Origin of the sequence: Martinezella dioscoreae, from assembly GCF_009176305.1 — a bacterium.
Classification (GTDB): Bacteria; Pseudomonadota; Alphaproteobacteria; order Rhizobiales; family Rhizobiaceae; genus Rhizobium; species Rhizobium dioscoreae.
Window position 1 is genome coordinate 258689 of record NZ_BLAJ01000003.1, and the last position, 24114, is coordinate 282802.

Annotated in this window: 19 protein-coding genes; 6 read left to right on the forward strand and 13 right to left on the reverse strand. The window is 60.6% G+C overall.

The genetic code is table 11. The features are described 5' to 3' along the window. The first annotated feature begins 217 nt into the window (after positions 1–217). The 4 genes from GDN47_RS13075 to GDN47_RS32000 all read left to right on the forward strand — a co-directional run bounded on the left by GDN47_RS13075 (position 218) and on the right by GDN47_RS32000 (position 3010). A complete protein-coding gene (locus tag GDN47_RS13075) occupies positions 218–1507 on the forward strand; it encodes an Hsp70 family protein (protein WP_152093527.1) in 1290 nt (429 codons plus the stop codon). A gap of 55 nt (positions 1508–1562) precedes the next feature. Beyond that, entirely contained in the window at positions 1563–2456 is an 894-nt protein-coding gene (locus GDN47_RS13080) for a uracil-DNA glycosylase (RefSeq protein ID WP_152093528.1), read from the forward strand. A gap of 138 nt (positions 2457–2594) precedes the next feature. Beyond that, on the forward strand, positions 2595–2786 hold the full coding sequence (locus tag GDN47_RS13085; RefSeq protein WP_092710297.1) for a hypothetical protein: 192 nt from the start codon (positions 2595–2597) through the stop codon (positions 2784–2786). A 59-nt stretch (positions 2787–2845) separates the two neighbouring features. Further along, positions 2846–3010: a hypothetical protein gene (locus tag GDN47_RS32000; RefSeq protein ID WP_168192546.1), complete on the forward strand. Its 165-nt coding sequence runs from the start codon at positions 2846–2848 to the stop codon at positions 3008–3010. A gap of 68 nt (positions 3011–3078) precedes the next feature. Here the strand turns inward: GDN47_RS32000 and GDN47_RS13090 are convergent, their stop codons facing one another. Further along, entirely contained in the window at positions 3079–3930 is an 852-nt protein-coding gene (locus GDN47_RS13090) for a hypothetical protein (RefSeq protein ID WP_113354032.1), read from the reverse strand. 469 nt (positions 3931–4399) lie between these two features. Between GDN47_RS13090 and pepN the strand changes: the two genes are divergently transcribed. Further along, a complete protein-coding gene (gene pepN, locus GDN47_RS13095; RefSeq protein ID WP_152093529.1) occupies positions 4400–7048 on the forward strand; it encodes an aminopeptidase N in 2649 nt (882 codons plus the stop codon). Positions 7049–7277: 229 nt separating this feature from the next. Continuing rightward, positions 7278–9593: a PAS domain-containing sensor histidine kinase gene (locus GDN47_RS13100; RefSeq protein ID WP_113330813.1), complete on the forward strand. Its 2316-nt coding sequence runs from the start codon at positions 7278–7280 to the stop codon at positions 9591–9593. On the opposite strand, the gene GDN47_RS13105 is transcribed toward GDN47_RS13100, so the two are convergent. From GDN47_RS13105 to GDN47_RS13160, 12 genes are all read right to left on the reverse strand, one after another. Next, positions 9594–12551 (reverse strand): bifunctional [glutamine synthetase] adenylyltransferase/[glutamine synthetase]-adenylyl-L-tyrosine phosphorylase, encoded by a 2958-nt coding sequence (locus tag GDN47_RS13105; protein ID WP_152093530.1) that lies wholly within the window; start codon positions 12549–12551, stop codon positions 9594–9596. Between the two features lie 153 nt (positions 12552–12704). Beyond that, complete coding sequence (locus tag GDN47_RS13110) at positions 12705–14120, reverse strand: sensor histidine kinase (protein ID WP_113330811.1); 1416 nt, start codon at positions 14118–14120, stop codon at positions 12705–12707. Then, positions 14117–14875 (reverse strand): response regulator transcription factor, encoded by a 759-nt coding sequence (locus GDN47_RS13115; RefSeq protein ID WP_069616091.1) that lies wholly within the window; start codon positions 14873–14875, stop codon positions 14117–14119. Before GDN47_RS13115 ends, GDN47_RS13110 begins: the two co-directional genes overlap by 4 nt. Positions 14876–14978: 103 nt before the next feature. Then, on the reverse strand, positions 14979–16535 hold the full coding sequence (locus tag GDN47_RS13120) for a Do family serine endopeptidase (RefSeq protein ID WP_113330810.1): 1557 nt from the start codon (positions 16533–16535) through the stop codon (positions 14979–14981). 167 nt (positions 16536–16702) lie between these two features. Continuing rightward, entirely contained in the window at positions 16703–17158 is a 456-nt protein-coding gene (locus GDN47_RS13125) for a cytochrome c-type biogenesis protein (protein ID WP_152093531.1), read from the reverse strand. Between the two features lie 212 nt (positions 17159–17370). Continuing rightward, positions 17371–19359, reverse strand: a complete 1989-nt coding sequence (locus tag GDN47_RS13130; protein ID WP_152093532.1) for a heme lyase CcmF/NrfE family subunit — start codon at positions 19357–19359, stop codon at positions 17371–17373. Next, positions 19356–19805: a cytochrome c maturation protein CcmE gene (gene ccmE, locus GDN47_RS13135; protein ID WP_095434308.1), complete on the reverse strand. Its 450-nt coding sequence runs from the start codon at positions 19803–19805 to the stop codon at positions 19356–19358. Before ccmE ends, GDN47_RS13130 begins: the two co-directional genes overlap by 4 nt. Beyond that, positions 19802–20944: a c-type cytochrome biogenesis protein CcmI gene (gene ccmI / locus GDN47_RS13140; protein ID WP_152093533.1), complete on the reverse strand. Its 1143-nt coding sequence runs from the start codon at positions 20942–20944 to the stop codon at positions 19802–19804. Before ccmI ends, ccmE begins: the two co-directional genes overlap by 4 nt. A gap of 95 nt (positions 20945–21039) precedes the next feature. Then, positions 21040–21471, reverse strand: coding sequence for an RT0821/Lpp0805 family surface protein (locus tag GDN47_RS13145; RefSeq protein WP_113330804.1), 432 nt, complete (start codon positions 21469–21471; stop codon positions 21040–21042). A 91-nt stretch (positions 21472–21562) separates the two neighbouring features. Continuing rightward, positions 21563–22957 (reverse strand): ATP-binding protein, encoded by a 1395-nt coding sequence (locus tag GDN47_RS13150; RefSeq protein ID WP_113330803.1) that lies wholly within the window; start codon positions 22955–22957, stop codon positions 21563–21565. Further along, positions 22947–23618 (reverse strand): response regulator transcription factor, encoded by a 672-nt coding sequence (locus GDN47_RS13155; protein ID WP_113330802.1) that lies wholly within the window; start codon positions 23616–23618, stop codon positions 22947–22949. The genes GDN47_RS13150 and GDN47_RS13155 overlap by 11 nt, the downstream gene beginning before the upstream one ends. 123 nt (positions 23619–23741) lie before the next feature. Beyond that, positions 23742–23996 (reverse strand): hypothetical protein, encoded by a 255-nt coding sequence (locus tag GDN47_RS13160; RefSeq protein ID WP_075852053.1) that lies wholly within the window; start codon positions 23994–23996, stop codon positions 23742–23744. Between the last annotated feature and the right edge of the window lie 118 nt (positions 23997–24114).

Sequence of the window (24114 nt, forward strand, 5' to 3'; positions counted from 1 at the left end):
GCCGAAAGGCGCCCATTCCTTTTCCAGCAAAGCGAAACGCATCGCCGGTGAAATACTGTCGGCGGATACCACGGCGGGCAAAAATAAAAGCACCTCTCCGTCTTGAACTTGACGTCCAGCCATGTCATGACGCGCCCTCTTTGCGACAGGGCGCGTCATGCGTCCCATCAGGGGCTTGGCCCCAATCCAGACAATTTCGACGGAAAGGAGTGCGGGCATGGCTCGGGCGCTTGGTTTCGACTTCGGCACCACGAACACGGTTCTGGCGATGGCCGAAGGACCCGCGACGCAATCGGTCGCCTTCAACAGCACGGCCGGCACCGCCGACAGCATGCGCACCGCGCTCTCCTTCATGAAGGATCCGGGGCTGGGTGCGGCCGCGCTCAAGGTCGAGGCAGGACATGCGGCCATCCGGCAGTTTATCGACAATCCCGGCGACTGCCGCTTCCTGCAGTCGATCAAGACTTTTGCGGCGAGCGCACTCTTCCAGGGTACGCTGATCTTCGCCAAGCGCCACAGCTTCGAGGATCTGATGGAGATCTTCGTGCGTCGCCTGCGCGCCTACGCCGGAGAGGGATGGCCGGAGAATGTTTCGCGCATCGTCACCGGCCGACCGGTGCATTTTGCCGGCGCCAACCCGAACCCTGCCCTTGCCACCGAGCGCTACAATGCCGCTCTTGCACGATTCGGCTTTCCGGAAATTCACTACGTCTACGAGCCGGTGGCGGCGGCCTTCTACTTCGCCCAACACCTGAAGAAGGATGCGACCGTGCTGGTGGCCGACTTCGGCGGCGGCACAACCGACTATTCGCTCATCCGCTTCGAGACCCATGCCGGAAAGCTGACGGCGACGCCGATCGGCCATTCCGGTGTCGGCATCGCCGGCGATCATTTCGATTTCCGGATGATCGACAACATCGTCTCGCCGGCCATCGGCAAGGGAAGCTACTTCAAGAGCTTCGACAAGCTGCTGGAAGTGCCGACCTCCTACTACGCCAATTTCGGCCGCTGGAACCAGCTCTCGATATTCAAGACCTCGCGCGAATATGCCGACCTGAAGACGCTGGTGCGCAGCAGCCTGGAGCCGGAGAAGCTGGAAACCTTCATCGAGCTGGTCGAGCATGACGAAGGCTATCCGCTCTATCAGGCCGTATCTGCGACGAAGATGGCGCTTTCGAGCGAGGAAGAGGCCGAATTCAACTTCCCGCCGCTCGGCAAGGCCGGCCGCAAGCATGTTCGCCGCGCTGACTTCGAAAGCTGGATCGCCGAAGATCTTGCCCGTATCGAAGGGGCATTGGACGATGTGCTGACAACCACCAACACATCACCGAATGCGATCGACAAGGTGTTCCTGACCGGCGGCACCTCCTTCGTGCCGGCCGTTCGGCGCATCTTCACGGAACGCTTCGGCCAGGAGCGCATCGAAACGGGCGGCGAACTGCTGTCCATCGCCCATGGTTTGGCCCTGATTGGCGAGCGCGACGATATCGCCCAGTGGACGGCGTGAGATAGCCGACCATCCTGCCCTTTCGTTCCCGCGCCGCTTTGGTTAGAGTTCGCCCATGATTTCCGCCAGCGACCTCACACCGGCCGAGCTTGCCGCCCTTCTGCACTTCCATGCGGATGCCGGCGTTGATTGGCTGCTGGAAGATGAGCCGGTGGATCGGTTTGCGGAATTCGAGGCGATGCGCGCCGCGCGGCAGGGCTCGCGCGCAACGCAGCCAAGGGCCGAAGCGCCAGCACCCGCACCCGCCACACGGTCACAGCCCGAGCGTCGCCCCGCCGCAAAGCCGGCGACGCCTGCCGCAGCATCACCACCGCGCGCAACGCCGGCCATTCCCGACGAGCAAGCCGTGGAACAGGCCCGATTCGCGGCCGAAAGTGCGCGTTCTCTTAGTGAGTTGAAGACGGCACTCGAAGCCTTCAATAGCTGCAACCTCAAGAACAGCGCCCGCTCGACGATCTTTGCGAGTGGCACGCCGGAGGGCCGGCTCATGGTGATCGGACCGATGCCGAGCGCCGACGATGATCGCGAGGGGGCACCGTTTGCCGGCCGCGCGGGACAGTTGCTCGACAGGATGCTCGCCGCCATCGGCCTGCAGCGCGATTCGATCCTGCTCACCAACGTCATTCCGTGGCGACCGCCGGGCAACCGCTCCCCTTCTCCCGCAGAAATCGAGATATGTCGTCCGTTCATAGAACGGCAGATTGCGCTTGCCGAGCCGAAGGCTGTGCTGCTGCTCGGTAATTTCACCGCCCGCCACTTCTTCGGCGGTGGCGAAACCATCCATGGATTGCGTGGACAATGGCGGGAAATCGGCATTCTCGGCCGAACCATCCCCGCTATCGCCAGCCTGCATCCCCAGGAACTGCTGACCGCGCCCATCAATAAACGTCTGGCCTGGAGCGATCTTCTGGCCTTCAAGAATTATGTCGCCGCTGAAATATTAGGCTAATTTCAACAGCTATTAATGGAGAATGACACAAGTTATGCATTTATTGCATGGCAGTCTTCTTTTGCTGTGCGTTGCAGAATCTATGCTGCACTGCAATATAAAGGTTGTCTTGGGAGGAATTCGAAAGGAACCAAGGCAATGACTGCACGTTTTCGCCCTATTCACTGCGGGTTTGATACCCTGCGCCGCGCCATCGAGCCCGTGCGCGCCATAAACGGCCATCGCAATCTCGGCATTGCTGCCAATGAGCAGATGACCGCACGAGGCACCGGCATCTCGGCTCGCATCAGCCGCCCGACGGCAATTTTCGCCGATTTCCGCGCCTGCTGACTTGCGGGCGCGAATTGCCGGGCGATCCAGCGTAACGTTCAAGTATCGGGATTTCCATCATGTCTTCAGGTTTGCGTTCATTCATCGCTCTGCTCGATTCCGTCGGCCATATCGGCTCTGCGGTGCGGGCCGCCGAGGAATTCGAGCGCGCACGCAATTTTCACAAGGACGAGTGCCGCAGCACAAGCGCTGCCCGGATCGTCGCGACCAGCATTCCGCTTTGATCAGGCAGAATTACTCTGCCTGATCAACGGCTCGGGCTGAACGGGCAGTTCCGAGAGAGCCCTGCCCTCTATGCGGACCGCGCCCAGGCGAAGGCCTCATCGACCGCCGCCAATTTTACGGCCTGCCATCCGCAATACTGATCGAGAAAATTGCGCGATATCCACATACGCGTCTTCTTGGGTTCATCATGCCAGCCGATGTCTCCGCGGTCGGCAGATTTACGCAGGATACGCTGCAAATGGGTACGCGATATCATAAAATGCGCGGCGAGAGCGCGGGCATCGACATGGCCGATATCGATTCGATCGCCGACTTCTCCACTGAGATCCAGCCTTGACACGATATGATCGACAACAAGACCGCCGGATTCCGTCCAGAGAAATAGGCCTACGCTTTCCGGCGGTTCGCGCCAGATGTCGGCGGCCAGACAATTGCGGGTCATGCGCGGCTGTGCCAGATCCATCAGCATCGGCGAAGCCACTAGCGCGGCTGCGCGGCTGCCATTGTCAAGGAGATCGAGCGCGGCCAGATTGGCGAGATACCAGCCGAACATCGCCGTATAGCTGATTTCGGTCGGCACGTAGCGGCGCGGACGGCGGGCAGGACCTGGAGCCAACTCCAGGAAGCGATAGGTCAGCAGTTCCTCGATGAAGCTCAGGACCGTGTTGCGGCTGGCGATGCGGTAATGCGTGATGAGGTTGCGCAGGGCAACAACGGTCAGCCCCGAGCCCGGAATCCCCGGATCATATTCAAGATGAAGCGCATAGGCGGCCTGGGTCAGAAGCCAGCGCTGATGTGAGGCGAGCATGCGCGCAACCCTCGGGCCGCTATCATAACGGTTACGCAATGTCTCAGAGAGAAAGCTCAAGGATGCTACGAACTTGGGATGACGAGCAAGTTGCTCGATGGGAAAACTCAATCGGGCCTCCTGGGGTGCCCTTCTTAAAAGCAACAGAAAGTGGATGTTTCATTTTTGTGAACAAAACTATCGGAATCGATCATAATTCCGACATCTAATAGCATGCTATAGTTATGCAAGCGCTTTTATATCGCAAGGGGTTAAACAAATAATTTACTTTAAATTATTGTTTCCCGACCGTAACGGCCTGCATCCAACAGCAATGCAGTCATGATGATCCACCGGAACGTTATGGTAGCAATTGCACTGTCGGTCTGCAAATGCAGGCGTAGAGCTACCACTTTTTATTCGAATAGCTGAATCGAGAGCCGCTCGGCGAGCGAATACTTATTGTGCCATAACAAAACATATCGGCATTGCGATATGACTTTAACTTTGGTTCAGATTTCGGTGTAATGATGCGGCACTTTCAGTCCGGAGGAGGGCTTCGGACTGTGCCCGCCACAGCATAGCCTGATCAGGATAGACCATGCGCACAGACACCGGCCAGATCGTCAATCTGGCAGACTATCGTCCCACCGACTTCGTTCTGGAACGCGTGGACCTCACCTTCGATCTGCATCCGACCGAGACCAAAGTGGAGGCACGGCTGATCTTCCATCGGCGCGAAGGTATCGATCCCAAGGCACCCCTGGTGCTCGATGGCGACGAGCTGTTGCTCTCCGGCCTGCTGCTCGATCAGGCGGAGCTGCCTGTCGCGCAATATGACGCCACGCCTGAAAGCCTCACGGTTCGCGATCTGCCGGAAAGCACGCCCTTCGAGCTGACGATCACGACCGTGATCAACCCGGAAGCCAACACGCAGCTGATGGGTCTCTATCGCACCGGCGGCATTTATTGCACGCAGTGCGAGGCCGAAGGCTTCCGCCGTATCACCTATTTCCCCGACCGGCCGGATGTTCTCGCCCCCTATACGGTCAACATCATCGCCGACAAGGCCGCCAATCCGCTGCTGCTGTCGAACGGCAATTTCCTCGGCGGCGCCGGCTATGGTGAAGGCAAGCATTTCGCCGCCTGGTTCGATCCGCACCCGAAGCCGAGCTATCTCTTCGCGCTCGTCGCTGGCGATCTTGGTGTCGTCGAAGACATGTTCATCACAATGTCCGGCCGTGAGGTCGCACTGAAGATCTATGTCGAGCACGGCAAGGAGCCGCGTGCGACCTACGCCATGGATGCGCTGAAGCGCTCGATGAAGTGGGACGAAGAACGGTTCGGCCGCGAATACGATCTCGACATCTTCATGATCGTCGCGGTATCGGACTTCAACATGGGGGCGATGGAGAATAAGGGCCTCAACGTCTTCAACGACAAATACGTTCTGGCCGATCCCGAGACGGCAACCGATGCCGATTACGCCAATATCGAAGCCATCATCGCCCACGAATATTTCCACAACTGGACGGGCAACCGCATCACCTGCCGAGACTGGTTCCAGCTCTGCCTCAAGGAAGGCTTGACCGTCTATCGCGATCACGAGTTTTCCGCCGATCAACGTTCGCGTCCCGTCAAGCGGATTGCCGAAGTCCGTCACCTGAAGTCGGAACAGTTTCCAGAGGACAGCGGGCCGCTTGCCCATCCGGTACGGCCGACGACATACCGTGAAATCAATAACTTCTATACGACGACCGTCTATGAGAAGGGCAGCGAAGTCACACGCATGATCGCGACGCTGCTCGGCCGCGATCTCTTCAAGAAGGGCATGGACCTCTATTTCGATCGGCATGACGGACAGGCTGTCACGATCGAAGATTTCGTCAGATGTTTCGAGGATGTCAGCGGTCGCGATCTCACACAGTTTTCGCTGTGGTATCACCAAGCCGGCACGCCGCTCGTCACGGCATCCGGCGCCTATGATGCCGATGCCAAGACGTTCACCCTGTCGCTCGAGCAGATGGTGCCGGCGACGCCGGGCCAGACCGTGAAGAAGCCGATGCACATTCCGCTACGCATGGGCTTGCTCGCCGAAGACGGCACGATCATCACGCCCGCGTCCGTTACCGGGGCAGAGCTCACCGACGATGTCCTGCATCTGACGAAGCAGGCGCAGACCGTGACATTCCACGGCATTCCCTCGCGGCCAGTTCTTTCGCTCAATCGCAGCTTCTCGACGCCGATCAACTTGCAATTCAGCCAGAGCACCCAGGACCTTGCACTGATTGCTCGCTACGAGACCGATCATTTCGCCCGCTGGCAGGCGCTGATCGATCTTGGCCTGCCGAACCTCTTGCAGGCGGCGCGCGATATACGCCAAGGCACCGATATCACTTGCGATTCTGCCTTCACCGAGGCGCTGCTCGCAGCCGCAGCCGACGAAAGCCTGGAGCCGGCATTCCGCGCTCAGGCACTCGCCCTGCCCAGCGAGGCCGATATCGCCCGCGAACTCGGCGGCAATAACGACCCCGATGCCATTCACGCCGCGCGCCAGACGATCATCAAGCGGGTCGCGGAAGCTGGAAAGCATGTCTTCACCGCCCTCTATGACAGCATGCAGACGTCCGGCCCCTTTACCCCGGATTCGGCAAGCGCCGGTCGCCGCGCCTTGCGCAATACGGCACTGAGCTATCTCTCGCAGCTGGACGAGACGCCAGCGAGAGCAAAGGCCGCCTATGACGCGGCGAACAACATGACCGATCTCAGTGCGGCACTGACCATTCTGGCGCAGCGCTTCCCGGATGCTGCCGAGACGGCGGCAGCGCTTGCGCATTTCCGCGACCGCTTCGCAGACAATGCGCTCGTCATCGACAAGTGGCTCGCCATTCAGGCCGCGATTCCTGGCGCCGGCGCGCTGGAGCGCATTCGGCTGCTCATGGGGACACCGCTGTTCAAGCGCACCAATCCGAACCGCGTGCGGGCGCTGATCGGCACCTTCGCCTTCGCGAACCCGACCGGCTTTGGTCGCGTAGATGGAGCCGGATACAATTTCCTGGCCGACGAGATCCTCGAAATCGATCAGCGCAATCCGCAGCTTGCGGCACGCATCCTGACTTCGATGCGCTCCTGGCGCCTGTTGGAGCCGGTGCGGGCCGACCATGCCCGCGCGGCGCTGATGCGGATCGAGCGCGCAGGCGGTCTTTCGACCGACGTGCGCGACATCGTCGAACGTATCCTCAAGGAGTGATTTCGATCGCCCGGTGCGCCGATTTCGAGGGCTGATTTGCATCCGCCTTTTCAGCTTCAACGAGTCCCGAAAGCATGCAACTTACCGCTGCGTGTGCAAAATATGCTGAAATCGCAGATGGTTAAGAAAGTTTTACCGCACCCTCTGGACAAGCCGAATCACGAATGATTCATTAGGGCAGATTCGGGCGAGCGGCGCAGCGAATCACACGAGGGACAAGGCTAAAGCGATGGTGGACGTGCGGCGGGCAACCGCGGCCGATGGACGGCTGCGTGTTAATTTCGACGGTCTGAAATCCTGGCATAGCGGCGTTACCGATCGAACCGGAGTGCGGATGGAGACGATTTCGCGTCGTTTTCCGCAGACGGAGCATATTCTCAAGCGCATCATTCCCGTCCTCATCGTTTCCTTCCTTATGGTCGTTGCCGCATCGCATTTCTTCGGCATGATCACGGAGCATAGCCGGATGGCGGCGGCCGCCCGCCGAACGACCTCTCTTTCCATCGCCGCCGCATCCGCCGCCTTTTCGAATGACGCCAGCCTGTTCCAGGCGGGAGACCGCAGCGGCGCAGAACGGAAACTGGCCTCCTATCTGCCGCAGGATCGACTGGACACCGGTGCTTTCGTCCTGTTGGTGCAGGCAAGCGGCCGGGTGTTCGGCTCATCGGCCGCCGGCTCAGGCTATATCGGAATGCTCGTCTCCGACTTCTTTCCCGAAGTGACGGCCATCCGCAGTTTTGGCGACCATGCCGGCGTAATCGAGACCATGATTGGCGGCGAGCCCTTCTACGCAGCCATTTCCCTGATCGGCGACAAGGGTGATTTCATTCTGTCGGCTGCATCGATGGATCAGATCGACAAGCTCTGGCGCGACGAGCTGACGCTGAACGTCACACTGTTTGCCGGCATATCCTCCATCCTGCTCGTCATCCTCTACGCCTATTATACGCAGGTGAAACGCGCCCGGGACGCCGACGAAATCTTCCTCGAATCCAACCTGCGGGTCGAGACCGCACTGTCGCGCGGGCGCTGCGGTCTTTGGGATTTCGATTTCACCAGCCGCCAATTCTTCTGGTCGCGGTCGATGTACGACATGCTCGGGCTGCCGGTCGCCGACAAGCCACTCGCCTTCACGGATGCGGCACGGCTGATGCATCCGGATGATAACAGCCTGCATATGCTTGCCCGCACAGTCACCCGCGGCAATGCCGGCCAGGTGGACCAGATCCTCCGTATCCGCCACGCCAAAGGGCATTATGTCTGGATGCGCGCCCGCGCCCAGGTAATCCGCACCAATTCCGGCCGCGTCCACATGATCGGCATCGCGATGGACGTGACCGAACAGCACCGGCTGGCGCAGCGCTATGCCGAAGCCGACCAGCGGCTGGCCGATGCCATCGAGTGCACCTCCGAAGCCTTCGTGCTGTGGGACAAAAACGATCGCTTGGTCATGTGCAACGCCCATTTCCAGCAGGCTTATGGCCTGCCGGACAATGTGCTCGTTCCCGGCACCGAACGCGCCGTCGTCAATGCCGCTGCCGCGCGACCGGTCATCGAGCGCCGCATTGTCGATCCCGGCCGCTCCAACCACTCGCAGACGACGGAAGTCCAGCTTGCCGACGAGCGCTGGCTGCAGATCAATGAGCGTCGCACCCGCGACGGTGGCCTTGTCTCCGTCGGTACCGACATCACACAGCTCAAGCGCAATCAGGAGCGCCTTCGCGACTCCGAGCGCCGGCTGATGGCGACGATCAACGATCTCTCCGCATCGCGGCAGATCCTGGAGAAGCAAAAGGCGGAGCTTTCGACCGCCAACGCCAATTATCTCGCCGAGAAGGAGCGCGCCGAAGCCGCCAACAGGGCCAAATCGGAATTCCTCGCCAACATGTCGCATGAACTGCGCACGCCGCTCAACGCCATTCTCGGCTTCTCGGAGATCTTGCAGGACCAGATGTTCGGTCCGCTCGGCTCGGCCCGCTACAACGAATATGCCAAGGACATTCACGACAGCGGCAAGCATCTGCTCAACGTCATCAACGACATTCTCGACATGTCGAAGATCGAAGCCGGGCACATGAAGCTCTCCTGCGAGCGGATCAATCTCGCACCGCTCATCGAGGAATGCCTGCGCTTCACCCGCATTCCGGCCGCACAGAAGAACATTCTCGTCGAGCAGGATATTTCCTCCGAGATCAAGCTCAATGCCGACCGGCGGGCGATGAAGCAGATCGTGCTAAACCTGCTCTCCAATGCCGTGAAATTCACCAATGACGGCGGCCGCATCGCGGTTCGCACACGCAGGGTCGACGATGCCGTCATGCTCGTCATCGCCGACACCGGTATCGGCATTCCGAAATCGGCGCTCAGCAAGATCGGCCAGCCCTTCGAACAGGTGCAGAGCCAATATGCCAAGAGCAAGGGAGGCTCCGGCCTGGGGCTTGCCATTTCCAGATCACTGACCGCGCTGCATCAAGGCCGCATGCGCATCCGCTCGCGCGAAGGTATCGGCACGGTGATCGCAATCCGCATCCCGGATCAGAGCTGATCAGCTTCCGACTGTTGTCTGGAATACTTTCCGAACGGCCTTCGACAGGCGCTTCAGCTCCGCTTCCAGCGTGCGGATATCCGGGCAATCGCCGGCGCGGCCAACCAGCTCGATCAGGCCGGAAGGCGTGTTTTTCGGATCGAACGGGCCATCGATGCAAAGGCGGATAAGCTGCGACACTTCCGTATAGAGCTGCAGAGCTTCCAGGCAGACGTCCAGATCGTTGCGATCCATCAGGCTGCCGCCGAGCAGTTTCAACGCTTCGGCGGTGCTGAGGCCGTTTGCATCGATGCCAACGCCGCGAACCGACGCGATCAGCCGCAGATATTGCGCGATGAATTCGATATCGATCAGGCCGCCGGGGATCAGTTTCAGATCCCAGATGCTTTCCGGCGGCTTTTCCTGTTCGATCAGGGCACGCATCTCGCGAACATCCTTAGCGATCCTGGCGACATCTCTCTTTGTCGAAAGAACCTCGCCTATGACGCGCTCCGCATCGTTCACCAGCTTCTCGTCGCCGCAGATCAGGCGCGACCGCGACAGCGCCATATGCTCCCACGTCCAGGCTTCCTCGCGCTGGTACTTCTCGAAGGAGTTGATGCGCGTGGCGACCGGCCCCTTGTTGCCGGAGGGACGCAAGCGCATGTCCACCTCATAGAGCACGCCCTCGGCCGTCGGTGCAGAGAGGGCCGCGATCAGGCGCTGCGTGATACGCGTGAAATATCGCGTGGCATCGAGCGACTTCGGACCATCGGATTCGCTGGCTGCGTCGTCGTAATCGTAAAGCAGGATGATATCGATATCGGAACCAGCCGAGAGCTCGAAACTGCCAAGTTTGCCCATTCCGACTATGGCAACTCGCCCGCCGGGATAGTCCCCATGCGCCGCCCGAATTTCCTTCATGACGGCGTCCAGTGCCGCCTCAACGATGAGATCGGCAAGATAAGTAAAGGCGCGTGCCGCCATGACCCCGCCGATTGCACCCGTCAACAGGCGAATGCCGATCAGGAAACGCTGTTCGGAGGCAAAGATGCGCAAGAGATCGAGCGTCTCTTCATAATGCCGTGCCGGGGCAAGAAAGCTCTGGAGGCGCTCTGCCAGATAGTCGCGCGTCGGCAATTCCGCCATCAGCGTTGGATCCAGCATGCCGTCAAAGACATGCGGCTTGGCCGCGATGATCTCGGCAAGTCGCGGCGCCGACGACATAATGTTGACGATGAGCGAGAGAAGCGCCGGATTGTTCCCGAGCAGCGAGAAGAGCTGTATGCCTGCCGGCAGGCCGGAAATGAAGCTGTCGAAGCGCAACAAAGCCTTGTCGGCACGCTTGCTTTCGCCAAAGACTCGCAGCAGCTCCGGCGTCAGTTCCGTCAACCGTTCTCGTGCCTCTACCGATTGCGTCGCGCGATATCGACCGTAGTGCCAGGTGCGGATGACGTTGGCGATGTCAGACGGGCGATCGAAGCCAAGACGGCGTAGAGTCTCCAGGGTATCGGGATCGTCGCCCTGGCCGGTAAAGACCAGATTGCCGGTTTCGCTCGATAGTTTGGTTTCCTGTTCGAACAGGCGCGCATAGCGGCGCTCGACGGCTTTCAACGTCGTCACCAGCGTTTCGGAAAAAGCCGACACGTCGGCAAAACCCATCATGTAGGCGATGCGGCGGAGTTCGGCATCGGTTTCCGGCAACAGATGCGTCTGCTCGTCGCGCACCATCTGGATGCGATGCTCGACGTCGCGCAGAAACCAATAGGCCGTCACCAGTTCGTCGCGCGTTTCCGCATCGATCCACTTCGCCTCGGTCAGCTCGAAAAGCGTCTCCTCCGTCGATCGGCTGCGCAGAGACGGCATGCGACCGCCAGCAATCAGCTGCTGCGTCTGCACGAAGAACTCAATCTCGCGAATGCCGCCGCGGCCAAGCTTGACGTTATGGCCTTTGACCGCGATGGCGCCGTGCCCTTTATGCGCGTGGATCTGCCGCTTGATGGAGTGGATGTCTGATATCGCGGCATAATCCAGATATTTGCGGAAGACGAAGGGCACGAGATCGCGGATGAAAGCCTGACCGGCAGCGATATCACCGCCGACGGGACGCGCCTTGATGAAGGCGGCGCGCTCCCAGTTCTGCCCCCTGCCCTCGTAATAGATCATCGCAGCGTCCACAGGGATCGCGAGCGGCGTGGAGCCGGGATCGGGACGCAGACGGAGATCGGTGCGGAAGACATAGCCATCTGCCGTGCGCTCCTGCAGGATGCGCACCAGCCGGCGCATCAGCCGCGGGAAGATGTCGATGGCATCATCGGGATCGGGCACGATGCCTGCCGTCTCGTCGAAAAAGACAACCAGATCGATGTCGGAGGAATAGTTCAGCTCTTCGGCGCCGAGCTTGCCCATCCCGAGGACGATCAACCCGGATTTCCAGCTCGGGGCGGCGGGATCGGGAACCACGATCTTGCCGGCCTCGTGCGACGACAGCAACAGGTGATCGATCGCCGCTGAGATGGAGGCCTCCGCAAGCCTGCTCAGCCAGCGTGTCGTCACCCTGCCGTCATAGATGCGCGCGAGATCGGCAAGGGCAACGAGGAAGGCCGCACGGCGTTTGGCAATGCGCAGACGGCTCATTACCTCAGATTCAGCAGGAGAGGCACCTTCCCCATCCGCGGGCAGCCAGGCGCGGCGAGCCTCTTCCACCAGCCCTTCGATTTGCGGCGACAGCGGCTTCTCGATCGCGGCGACGAGGAGCGACGGTTCGAGATTGGCGATTTCGCGCAAATGAGGGGACAGGGTCAGAGCGGCGACGATGAAATCCCGCAACGCACTCTCGCCCGCAACGAGATCGGCAACGACCGGCTCCGTTCCGGCGATCTGCTTGAGATCGGCAAGCGCAGACTTCGTCTCCGTCTGGTTTAACGGCCGCAACTGCCCGGCCGGAACATCCCGCAGCAAATCGCTTTGCGTCGTCATGCAGTTCTCCCCAACAGCAAGCGGATAGAGCATGATGCCGAAAAGTATGAGCGGTTTTCGGATAACATCATGCTCTACTTCTTTGACGCTAGAGCGGATTCAGATTTCAGGTCGTTTCGACCTAAAATCATCCGGCTCTAGTGCAGGATTAACCTATTGTTTCTGCATGGGGAAGATCATGGTGACCGTTAATCCCTTCGCGTCGGGACTGTCGGGGACCGTATCGGAAAGCTCAAGCCGACCGCCATGCAGCTCCATGACAGCCTCCACCAGTGCAAGGCCGAGGCCTGTTCCCGGCTTCGAGCGGCTTTCGTCCAGACGGAAGAAACGCTTGACCACATCGGCACGTTGATGGGCGGGAATGCCTGGCCCATGATCGGCGACCGCGAGCGTCACGGCGTCGTTGGTGCGCGCCAGCTTGAAGGTGATCGTCTGCTCGCCGTTGCAGCCCGTCGCATATTTGAGGGCATTGTCGATGAGATTGAAGAGTGCCTGACCGATCAGCTCGCGATTGCCCTGAATTTCGACATTCGGCTCGATATCGGCCGTCAGCGTCAGACCCGCCTCTTCTGCGACCGGCTCATAGAGTTCGGCGGTATCGGCGACGATGGAAGAGAGATCGACTTCAGTCATTTCCGCCGCTACCGACCCCGCCTCGACGCGGGAAATCATCAGAAGGGCATTGAAGGTGCGAATCAGCTGATCGGATTCGCCGATAATGCCCTCAAGGGCGACACGACGCCCCTCGCTGTCGGCACTGTCGAGCGCATCGGCGGCCTTGTTGCGCAGGCGCGTCAGCGGCGTCTTGAGGTCATGAGCGATATTGTCGGAGACCTGCCGCAGCCCTTCGTTCAGCTTCTCGATGCGCTCGAGCATCGCATTCAGCGAGGCGGACATGCGGTCGAACTCATCGCCGGAACCACCGACCGGCAGCCGCTGCGAGAGATCGCCCGCCATGATCTTGCGGCTGGCATCCGTCATCCGGTCGATGCGCTTCAATGCGTTGCGGCCGATGCCGAACCAGATGACCAGTGCGCCGAGGCCCATGATCGCCAGCGCCAGCATCAGCGCCTGGCGTACCAGCACGCGGAAGCGCTCGGGCTCGCCGAGGTCGCGGCCGATCAGGATGCGCAAGCCGTTGTCGAGAATGAAAATGTTGGCAATTGCCAGATGCCGGCGCTCCGGATCATTTGCGGCGTCGGTGTACCGTTCGTAGGAGAAGGGCAACTCCGTCCAGCCGGCCTGACCGAGCACACCGGGCTGTACGGAGGCGACGTTGCCGGCCAGGATATCGCCCGATGGCCCGGCAATGACATAGAGATTGGCACCCGGCTGACGGGCGCGGCGCTCCATAGTGCGCAGAAGCAGGTTCAGACCGCCGATGTCGTAGGCGCGCTTGACCTGACTGACCTCCTGCTGGACTGCATCGCGGATCTGCCCCGTCAGCAGCCGTTCGGACATGGCCGTGACGTAGAAGACGAGCGTCGCGGCGCAAAGCGAGAAAAGAAGGATGTAGAGGGCGGAAAGGCGGACTGCGGTGGACTTGAAGAGGACGCGGAAGCGGCTCATCCCTCGTCCTTGATCATGTAGCCGGCGCCGCGAATCGTCTTCAGCAGCGGCTGGCTGAAATCCTTCTCGATCTTGGAGCGCAGCCGTGAGACATGGACGTCGATGACGTTTGTCTGCGGATCAAAATGATAATCCCAGACATTTTCCAGCAGCATGGTGCGGGTCACGACCTGGCCGGCATTCTTCATCAGATATTCCAGCAGACGGAATTCGCGCGGCTGCAGCAGGATTTCCTTGCCGCCGCGGCGCACCTCATGCGAGAGGCGGTCCAGTTCCAGATCGCCGACGCGATAAAGAACATCCTGTTCCGGCGTCCCCTTGCGGCGGCCTAGCACTTCGACGCGGGCCAGAAGCTCGCTGAAGGCATAGGGCTTCGGCAGGTAATCGTCGCCGCCGGCGCGTAGGCCGGTGACGCGATCGTCGACCTGACCGAGCGCAGAAAGGATCAGAACCGGCGTGTGAACGCCCTTGCGACGCAATTCGCTTATGACGGAGAGGCCATCGCGGCGCGGCAGCATGCGGTCGATGATGGCGACATCGTAGGTGTTCTCAGTGGCCATGAAGAGACCGCTCTCGCCATCGCTCGCGTGATCGGCAATGATGCCGGCCTCGCGAAACGCCTTGGTGAGATAAGCCGCCGCTTCGAGATCGTCTTCGATGATCAGAATCTTCATATGGGCGACATTACCTGCCGAGGCTGCCTCGGCACAACCAGAATCGGAGGAATTCACGGCATGTTGGCCAGCGGTTGTCATCTTTCACCTGCCTTGGAGCCAGTCATCTTGACATGTTCTAAAAAGGAAGCCGCGCAAGCCGTGGCCTGCGCGGCTTCCTGATTCATTTCATTCGTTTAAAGGATCAACCGGCATTAATCGGCAGAGCGACGAAGCGGCTGCCATTGCCGGACTGAATCTGGAACAGGGCGCGCGTGCGGCCATCCTTCTTCGCCTGCTCGATGACCTTGGCGATATCGCCGGCGTTCGAGACCTGCTGGTTGTTGACCGAGGTAATCTTCTCGCCCTCCTTCACGCCCTTGTCGGCGGCATCGGAGTCGGGATCGACCGCGGTGATCGCAACACCCTTGCCATCGTCGGAAGGGCCGACGGTGAGGCCGAGGTCAGCCAGCGCCTTCTCGGAGGACGGCTGCTGCGGCTGCTGATCCGGCTGCGAGTCGTCATTGGAAGCCTGGTTCTGATCGGCAGGCAATGTGCCGAGTTCGACCGTGACCGACTGCGACTTGCCGCCGCGCCACAGCGAAACCTCAACCTTGGAGCCTGGCTGCATGGCGCCGATGCGACGAGCGAGATCGCGCGGGTCCTTGACCGGATCGCCATTGACCGCCGTGACGACGTCACCATTCTTGATGCCGGCCTTCTGGCCAGGCGAGCCATCCTGCGGGGAGACGACCAGAGCGCCGCTTGCTTCGGCAAGGCCGAGCGATTCGGCGATGTCCTTCGTGACGGGCTGGATCTGAACGCCGAGCCAGCCGCGTGAAACCGTGCCGGTCTTGATCAGGTCGGTCACGACATCCTTGGCGGTGGTCGCCGGGATTGCGAAGGCGATGCCGACGCTGCCGCCTGACTGCGAGAAGATCGCGGTATTGATGCCAACCACCTGGCCGTTGAGGTTGAAGGTCGGGCCACCCGAGTTGCCCTTGTTCACCGGCGCATCGATCTGGATGTAATCGTCATAGGGGCCGGAATGAATGTCACGGCCGCGAGCCGAGACGATACCGGCGGTGACCGTGCCGCCGAGGCCGAAGGGGTTGCCAACGGCAACGACCCAATCGCCGACGCGGACCTTGGAATCATCGGCCCAGCCGACATAGGTGAACTTCTTGCCCTTGGGATCGACCTTCAGGACTGCCAGGTCGGTGCGGCTATCCTTGCCGACGAGCTTGGCGTCGAGTTCGGTGCCGTCATTGAGGACGACGACGAAAGCGGCACCGTCGGAAACGACGTGATTGTTGGTGACGATGTACCCGTCTTCGGAGACGAAGAAGCCGGATCCTTGAGCGACCGGACGCAGGCGACCCTTGTCATCGGAATTCTTCTGCTGGTTCTGACCATGCTGCTGGCCGCGACCCTGCTGCTGCTCGAACTGGCGGAAGAACTTCTTCAGCGGGTGATCGTCCGGAAGATCATCGAAGCCGCGGCCGAGACCGAAGGAATCGTCGTCATCGGCAACCGGATTGACACGGGATTCGACGCGGACCGAAACGACGGCCGGCGATACGGCGTCGACCACATTGGCAAAGCTCGGAACCTGCGGCGCCTGAACGTTGACGGCATCGGCATAGGCACCGGTAACTACGGCCGGAACACCCGTTGCCAGGGCAGCAACAGCGAGGCCGGCGACGACGGAAGCCTTCATAGCGGTGCTGCGAGACAAAGTGTCCTTGATATTCCTGAACATATGCGAATTACCTTCTCTTTTCTCGTCAGATTTGCGCCGGCCAAACCGGCTGTGTTGCGCCATAATGAAGATATAGGGCACGGCACCTTACAACGAACTGTCCGCCCCATGAAAAATTCGTAATGTAAGGTATCGGTGCAACATTATGACGAAAGACGACAGTCGGGTCACTTTCCGAGGATATCTTTAAGCTGCGCCTCTTCATCGGCGCTCAAAGCGCTGCCGGTGGGCTCGCCGACGCGGTGGCGCGCGTAAAAGGCAAGGGCCAATCCGCCTGCTACGAAGAGCACGATCGGTGCTCCCCAGAGGATGTATGTCTTCTCGCTCAAGCGCGGCTTGAGCAGCACAAACTCGCCGTAGCGCGAGACGATGTAATCCAGCACCTGCTGATCGCTGTCGCCATCGGTCAGGCGCTTGCGCACCAGCAAGCGCAGGTCCCGCGCAAGATCGGCATTGGAATCATCGATGGATTGATTCTGGCAGACCATGCAGCGCAGCTCCGCCGAGATCGTGCGTGCCCGTGCCTCCAAGGCCGGATCGGAGAGGACTTCATCGGGATTGACGGCAAAGGCAGGGGCCGCAGCAAAGAGCAATGCCAACAACATAAGCAGGCGCGCGAACACCGCTACCTTCTTCCCGGCCCCGCTATTCTTAACACGCAATACCCCCTCATCCGCCCTTCGGGCACCTTCTCCCCGAGGGGAGAAGGGAAAACCGCTGCAGTCTTCCTCGACTGGCTTTTGTGCGATACCGGCACCACAGCGGCAATTTCCCCTTCTCCCCTCGGGGAGAAGGTGCCCCGTAGGGGCGGATGAGGGGGTATTAGTCAAACCTATCATTCTGCCGGCTCCATGGCCGGGCGAACTGGTTTCGCCTTACGGCTCGGTGCGCCGACGCGCAGGCGGCGGTCGCTGAGCGACACGAAGCCGCCGGCCGCCATGATGAGCGCGCCAAGCCAGATGCAAAGAATGAACGGCTTCCACCAGATGCGCACGACCATGCCGCCATCCTTGCCGGCATCGCCGACCGACACATAGAGCTGGTTGAGGCCGAGCGTGAGAATGCCCGATTCGGTGGTCGCCGTGCGGCTTGCGGTAAAGACGCGTTTGGCGGATGACATTTCGGCAAAGGCAACCCCACCGCGACTGACGGTGAAATGGGCACGATCCTCGGTGAAATTGGGGCCTACGCCCGGCTGCACTCCATCGAAGCGCAGGCTGTAGCCGCCAAGCTCGGCGGTCTCGCCCGGCTTCATGCTGGTGATGTGTTCTCCCTCGAAAGTCGTCACAGCGACGATGCCAAGTACGGTGATACCGAGGCCGGCATGGGCTAGCGCGGTGCCGAAGGCAGAGCGAGGCAGCCCGCTCAAGCGGCGCCAGGCGACACCAGCCGCCACCTTGCCGACGCCGGCGCGATACCAGAGATCGGCCAAGGCGCCGAAGGCCAGGAAGAAGCCGGCGGCAAGGCCGAGAGCGGCCAGTACGGGACCGCCATGCTCGATGTAAAACAGAACAAGGCCAGCCAGGAAGGCTAGGCCTGCCACGAGATAGAGCCTCTGCAGTGCGCCGAGCAGGTCACCGCGCTTCCAGGCGAGCAACGGCCCGAATGGCACAGCGATGAGGATCGGGGTCATCAACAGCCCGAACGTCATGTTGAAGAAGGGCGGGCCGACAGAGATCTTGTCGCCGGTCAGTGTTTCGAGCGCCAGCGGATAGAGCGTGCCGATCAATACCGTGCCGCAGGCGACCGTGAGGATCAGGTTGTTCAGCACAAGCGCCCCCTCGCGCGAGATCGGTGCGAACAATCCGCCGGCAGCAAGCTTCGGCGCACGCAGCGCGAAAAGCGATAAAGCCCCGCCGATGAAGATCAGGAGAATGCAGAGAATGAAGATACCGCGCGTCGGATCGCTGGCGAAGGAATGGACAGAGGTTAGCACGCCGGAACGCACGAGGAAGGTGCCGAGCAGTGACAGCGAAAACGTCAGGATCGCCAGCAGCACCGTCCAGATCTTCAGGGCGTCGCGCTTTTCCATGACCAGTGCCGAATGCAGCAGGGCCGTTCCGGCAAGCCAGGGCATGAAGGAGGCATTTTCCACCGGATCCCAGAACCACCAGCCGCCCCAGCCGAGCTCGTAATAGGCCCAGTAGGAGCCCATGGCGATGCCGAGCGTCAGGAAGCTCCAGGCGGCGAGCGTCCAAGGCCGGACCCAGCGTGCCCAAGCGGCATCGATGCGACCTTCCAGAAGCGCGGCGACAGCAAAGGAGAAGCAGACGGAGAAGCCGACATAGCCGAGATAGAGCAAGGGCGGATGGATCGCCAAACCGATATCCTGGAGGACGGGATTGAGATCCTTGCCCTCGGCCGGCGCCGGGTTGAGCCGAATGAAGGGATTGGAGGTGAGCAGAATGAAGACAAGGAAGGCCGAGGAGATCCACGACTGTACAGCCAGTACATTGGCGCGCAGTACATCCGGCAGATTGCGCCCGAAGAGCGCGACAAACGCACTGAACAGGGCCAGGATCAGCAGCCAGAGCATCATCGATCCCTCGTGATTGCCCCAGACGCCGGAGATCTTGAAGATCAGCGGCATCAGCGAATGGGAATTGGCCCAGACATTGAGGACGGAGAAATCGGAGGCGACATAGGCGTAGGTCAGCACGCCGAAGGAGAAGGCGACGAGCAGGAACATGACGATGGAGCCGACCGGGGCGATATCCATCATCGACACGTCCCCGCGCCGGGCACCGACGACAGGCAGGATGGAGACAATCAGCGCGGTCGCGAGCGCCAGCACCAGGGCATAGTGTCCGAGCTCGATGATCATTGGCTGGCCTCCTCGCCTTTCCAGACGCCATCAGCCTTCAGCTTGTCGGCGACCTGCTTTGGCATGTAACGTTCATCATGCTTGGCGAGCACGCTGTCGGCAACGAAAACGTCACTGCCCGGCTCGAACTTGCCTTCGGTGACGACGCCCTGCCCTTCGCGGAACAGGTCCGGCAGGATGCCATCATACTTGACCTTGATCGTATCGGTGCCGTCGGTGACCGAGAATTGAACCTGCGTTCCCTGACCGCGCACGATCGAGCCTTCACCGACGAGGCCGCCGAGGCGGATCAGCGTCCCGGCATTGACCGGTGTCTTGGCGAGATCCGCCGGCATATAGAAATAGGCGACCGACTGGCTGAAGGCGAACAGCACGAGCAACACGGCGGCGGCGATGAAACCCATGCCGCCGGCGATCACGGCCAGACGTTTCTGCTTGCGGGTCATTGCTGCGTCACCTCCGTCGGCAGTCCCAATTCCTTCGCCAGCGCCAGAAGCTGCTGGCCCTCTCCTCCATCGGCCGGAAAGGCCGCAAGACCGCGCTTCAATGCATCCGCCGCGCGCTCCCGATCATTCAGCACGGCGTAGGAGCGGATCAACCGCATCCAGCCCTCGAAATTCTTCGGATCTTGCTTGAGCTTGGCATCGAGGCTGTCGACCATGCCGCGGATCATCTGCTGGCGATCGCCGCTGCTCAGCGCATTGGCCGCAGCGACATCCTCCGCGGTCGGATTGCCGGGTGCATTGTCATTGGCGGATGCCATCGCCTGACCGCCATTCTTGATGATATGCTCATTGACCGCGGCAAGCCAGGGTGCGTCTGGCGGCGATTGTTTTGCCAGGGCCTCAAAGGCCGTTTTCGCATCGGCCGCCTTGCCCTCCTGCTCCAGTGCCAGAGCCAGGTAGAAAAGCGTGCGCGGATTGGTGGCATCGAGCGCCAGCGATTGCTGTAGCACCTCGCGCGCCTCCGCAGTCACAATGCCATTGGCCTTCACGACCAGCACCTCGCCCAGATCGCCAAGCCGAGCTGCGTTCGGTCCCAGCAGGCGGATGACATTGCGATAGGCAAGCTCGGCGTCGCCGATACGGTTGGTCTTGAAATAGATCGGTGCCAGGACCTCCCAGCCCTTGGCATCATCCGGGTTCTTGGCCAGATGCTGCTCGATCTTGACGATCGAGATGGCGAGATCGCTTCCCGGCTTCTCCAGCCGCGCTTCCAGCGGCTGCGACGGCAGGCCGGGATCGCCATTGACGAGATAGAGACAGAGACCAACGGCCGGAAGAAGGATGATGATGAAGGCCTGGGCAAGACGATAGCTGCCATGCGCGGGCGATTTCGCTGCCGTCTTCTCGTCCTTCGCGGCTGCGATGAGACGCCGTCCGATTTCGGCCCGGGCATAGTCGGCCTCCTGCGCGGAGATGAGGCCGCTGGCAAGGTCCCGGTCCAGTTCGCTGAGCTGATCGCGATAGACCTCGGCCTCTCCGGAACGACGGTCCTCCGCCTCCTTCGCACCACGCAGAAGGGGATAGAGGAGCACAGCGCCGACAACCGCCGTAAGAACGGCCACGAGAATCCAGAACAGCATAGACGCCCAATACTTTAACGGGGCGCTTATTCCAACCGGGAAAGGCCATCTGACGAAGATTTGAGGCGTTTGGCCGCGCCTTTCAGTGCAGACGCCTATTCAAGCGGCGTCCAGGTGCCGTCGTCATTGCGGCAGGCCGCGCCCCTTGCTGTCGTCGGCTTGCCGTCGACCGTGACAGTATGCGTATATTGCCGGCAATTCTGCGAGCCAACCTGGTAGGGCGCAGCGGGAACAACCTCGCCGCTTGCATTCCTGCCCTTCCATGCCACAGGTTGGCCGAGAGGCGAGGTTTCGAGGGCACGATATTCCGCTTCCAGCGCACGCTGTTTGTCGTTGTCGCTCAGCTTGATGCCGGTGCGCTCGACGATACCACCATCAAGAGCATTGATGAAGGTCGCTGAGGCCGGAGGCTTCGCAGACGAAAACAGGCTCTTGCTGCCACCGAGGCCGCCCGTGGTCGAGCAACCTGAAAGCGCAAGCGCGGCAAAAAGAGAGGGAATGACCAGAAAAAAGGTACGAAGCTTCATACAACCGAACCAGTATCAAAAAGCAAAACCATAGGTACTGCGCTGCGGCATCATCATGACCCACAACGCCTTTTTGGCATCATGCCGTTCCTCACGCAACATCCTTCGTCAGGCCCGGCAAAATTAGGCTCGCGCGAAGCCCGCCCCAGCTGCCCCGGGAGAGCTCGAAACGGCCTTGATATTCATTCGTAATCTCGCTGACGATCGACAGACCGAGACCGGTGCCGGGCTTGCTCTCGTCCAGTCTGCGCCCGCGTTTCATGGCTTCGCGGATCTGATCCGGCTCCAGCCCTGGGCCGTCGTCTTCAACCACCAGTTCCACCCAATGGCGCCGCGCCGGATCGATACCCTTGACTTCAGCGGGCGCTTCGTTTGCAACCAGACGCACCTTGTGTTCGGCAAAGCGAGCGGCATTTTCGAGGAGATTGCCGACCGTCTCCTCGAGATCCTGCTGCTCCATGGCGAGCGCCAGATTGGGCGAGACGGAGAGTTCGAACTCCTTGTCGGCGTTCAGCCGCCGCATGACGCGGACCAGCCGCTCCAGCGCCGGCTCGGCTTCGGTGCGCGCCAGCACGGATTCGCGCTGGGCGGCGATGCGGGCACGATTGAGATAGGATTGCACTTGCCCCTGCATGACCTCGGCCTGGTTCTTCACCAGATCGCCATGCGATCGCTCAAGGACACGGGATTCATTCAGAAGAACCGCAATCGGCGTTTTCAGTGAGTGCGCGAGATTACCCACCTGCATGCGGGCGCGCTCGACGATACGCCGGTTGCTGTCGATCAGCGCATTGATCTCATTGGCAAGCGGCAGGATCTCACGCGGAAAATCGCCTTGCAGGCGTTCGCTTTCACCGGCGCGGATGCGTTCCAGCGCGGCCCGCGCCTTATCGAGCGGCTTCAGACCGTAGAGAATGGCAAGCGCATTGACGATCAAGCTTCCGACGCCGAAGCCGACGAGCGCGAAATAGAGGCTGTGGGAGAAATTGCGCACGTCATCTTCAACCACGGCGACATTGCCGGTCACGCGAAACCGAGCCGCATGGTCCGTATCGAACTGGATTTCGGTTTCCGCCACCTGAACGCGATTTCCGAAGGCGTCGGTGACGATATAATAGCGCTCGTAATTCTTATCGAAAGGCGCTTCCAGCACGGATAGAACCGGCAGGTTTGACGCGCCGAGCGACGACGAAACCAAGGGGTTTGACGTATATGTGCCGAGCGGCTCGACTATCCAATACCAGCCGGTCTTCGGCTGTGAGAAACGGAGGTCTCCAAGCTGCGGACTGCCTGACAGCGCACCCTGATCACCGATCGTCACGGAGTTGATGACGTTATAGAGCTGCGCCCGCAACAGATCCTGAAAGCCGCGCTCGGCGTTCTTGCGGTAGATATCGGAGATGACAAGCCCGATCACCACCAGCGCCACCGCCGACCAAAGCGTGGTCAGCAGCAGGACGCGAGCGGTGAGCGACTTAATTCGCATTGGTCGCTGCTTGGATGCGGTAACCAAGGCCACGGACCGTTTCGATCAAATCGACGCCCATCTTCTTGCGAAGGCGTCCGACAAAAACTTCAATCGTATTGGAATCACGGTCGAAATCCTGATCGTACATATGCTCGACCAGTTCGGTGCGTGAGACGACCTCGCCCTTGTGATGCATGAGATAGGCAAGCAGCCGATATTCATGAGACGTAAGCTTGAGCGGCTTGCCGTCCACGGTCGCCTTCGAGCTCTTGGTGTCGAGCCGCACCGGGCCGCAAACGATTTCCGAAGAGGCGTGGCCTGCGGCGCGGCGGATGAGCGCGCGGATGCGGGCAAGCACTTCCTCGACGTGGAAAGGCTTGGCGACATAATCGTCCGCGCCCGCGTCTATGCCTGCCACCTTGTCGCTCCAGCGGTCGCGGGCGGTCAGAATCAGAACGGGCACGGTGCGTCCGGCGCCGCGCCATTTTTCAAGCACGGTGATGCCATCCATTTCAGGCAAGCCGATATCGAGGATGATCGCGTCATAAGGTTCGGTGTCGCCGAGGAAATGCCCCTCTTCGCCATCAAAGGCCGTATCGACCACATAGCCCGCCTCCTTCAAGGCCTCGGCAAGCTGGCGGTTCAAGTTGATATCGTCTTCGACTATGAGAATGCGCATCTCTGAATCCAATTTCCCCGGTTCGAGAAACAGTACTGTAAATCACGCTGCAGTGGAATCACGGAAACAATAAGATTTTGTGTGAGATTCAAGGCTTTAGGTTGGTACCCACATGCCCTGGCATCACATCGGCACCTTCATCGTCACCTTGCGCGGGCGCTGCCCGTTGCCCTGAACGAGAACGGTGATGATGCAGCTGTCGCCGGACGGCTGTGCGGAAAGAAGCTGGCCACCGGTCTTGGCGACGACTTCCTCGGCTGCCTCGCTGCAATCGCTGTTGGCGCGCGCGACCAGGGTCGACGTCGGCGCTGGCGCCGGCAGAACAGACGAGCCGGCCAGGACGAGGGCCGCTGCTGCTATGCTTGAAAATGAGGCCATGCTTCGGACTTCCCACAGGGATATGAACTTGGCCGATTATTTACCCAAACACGTCTGAATGGCAAATGAATGGGCTGTAATTTTCGGCCAGCCGGGCGCAGGGGTCGTCCAGAGGATT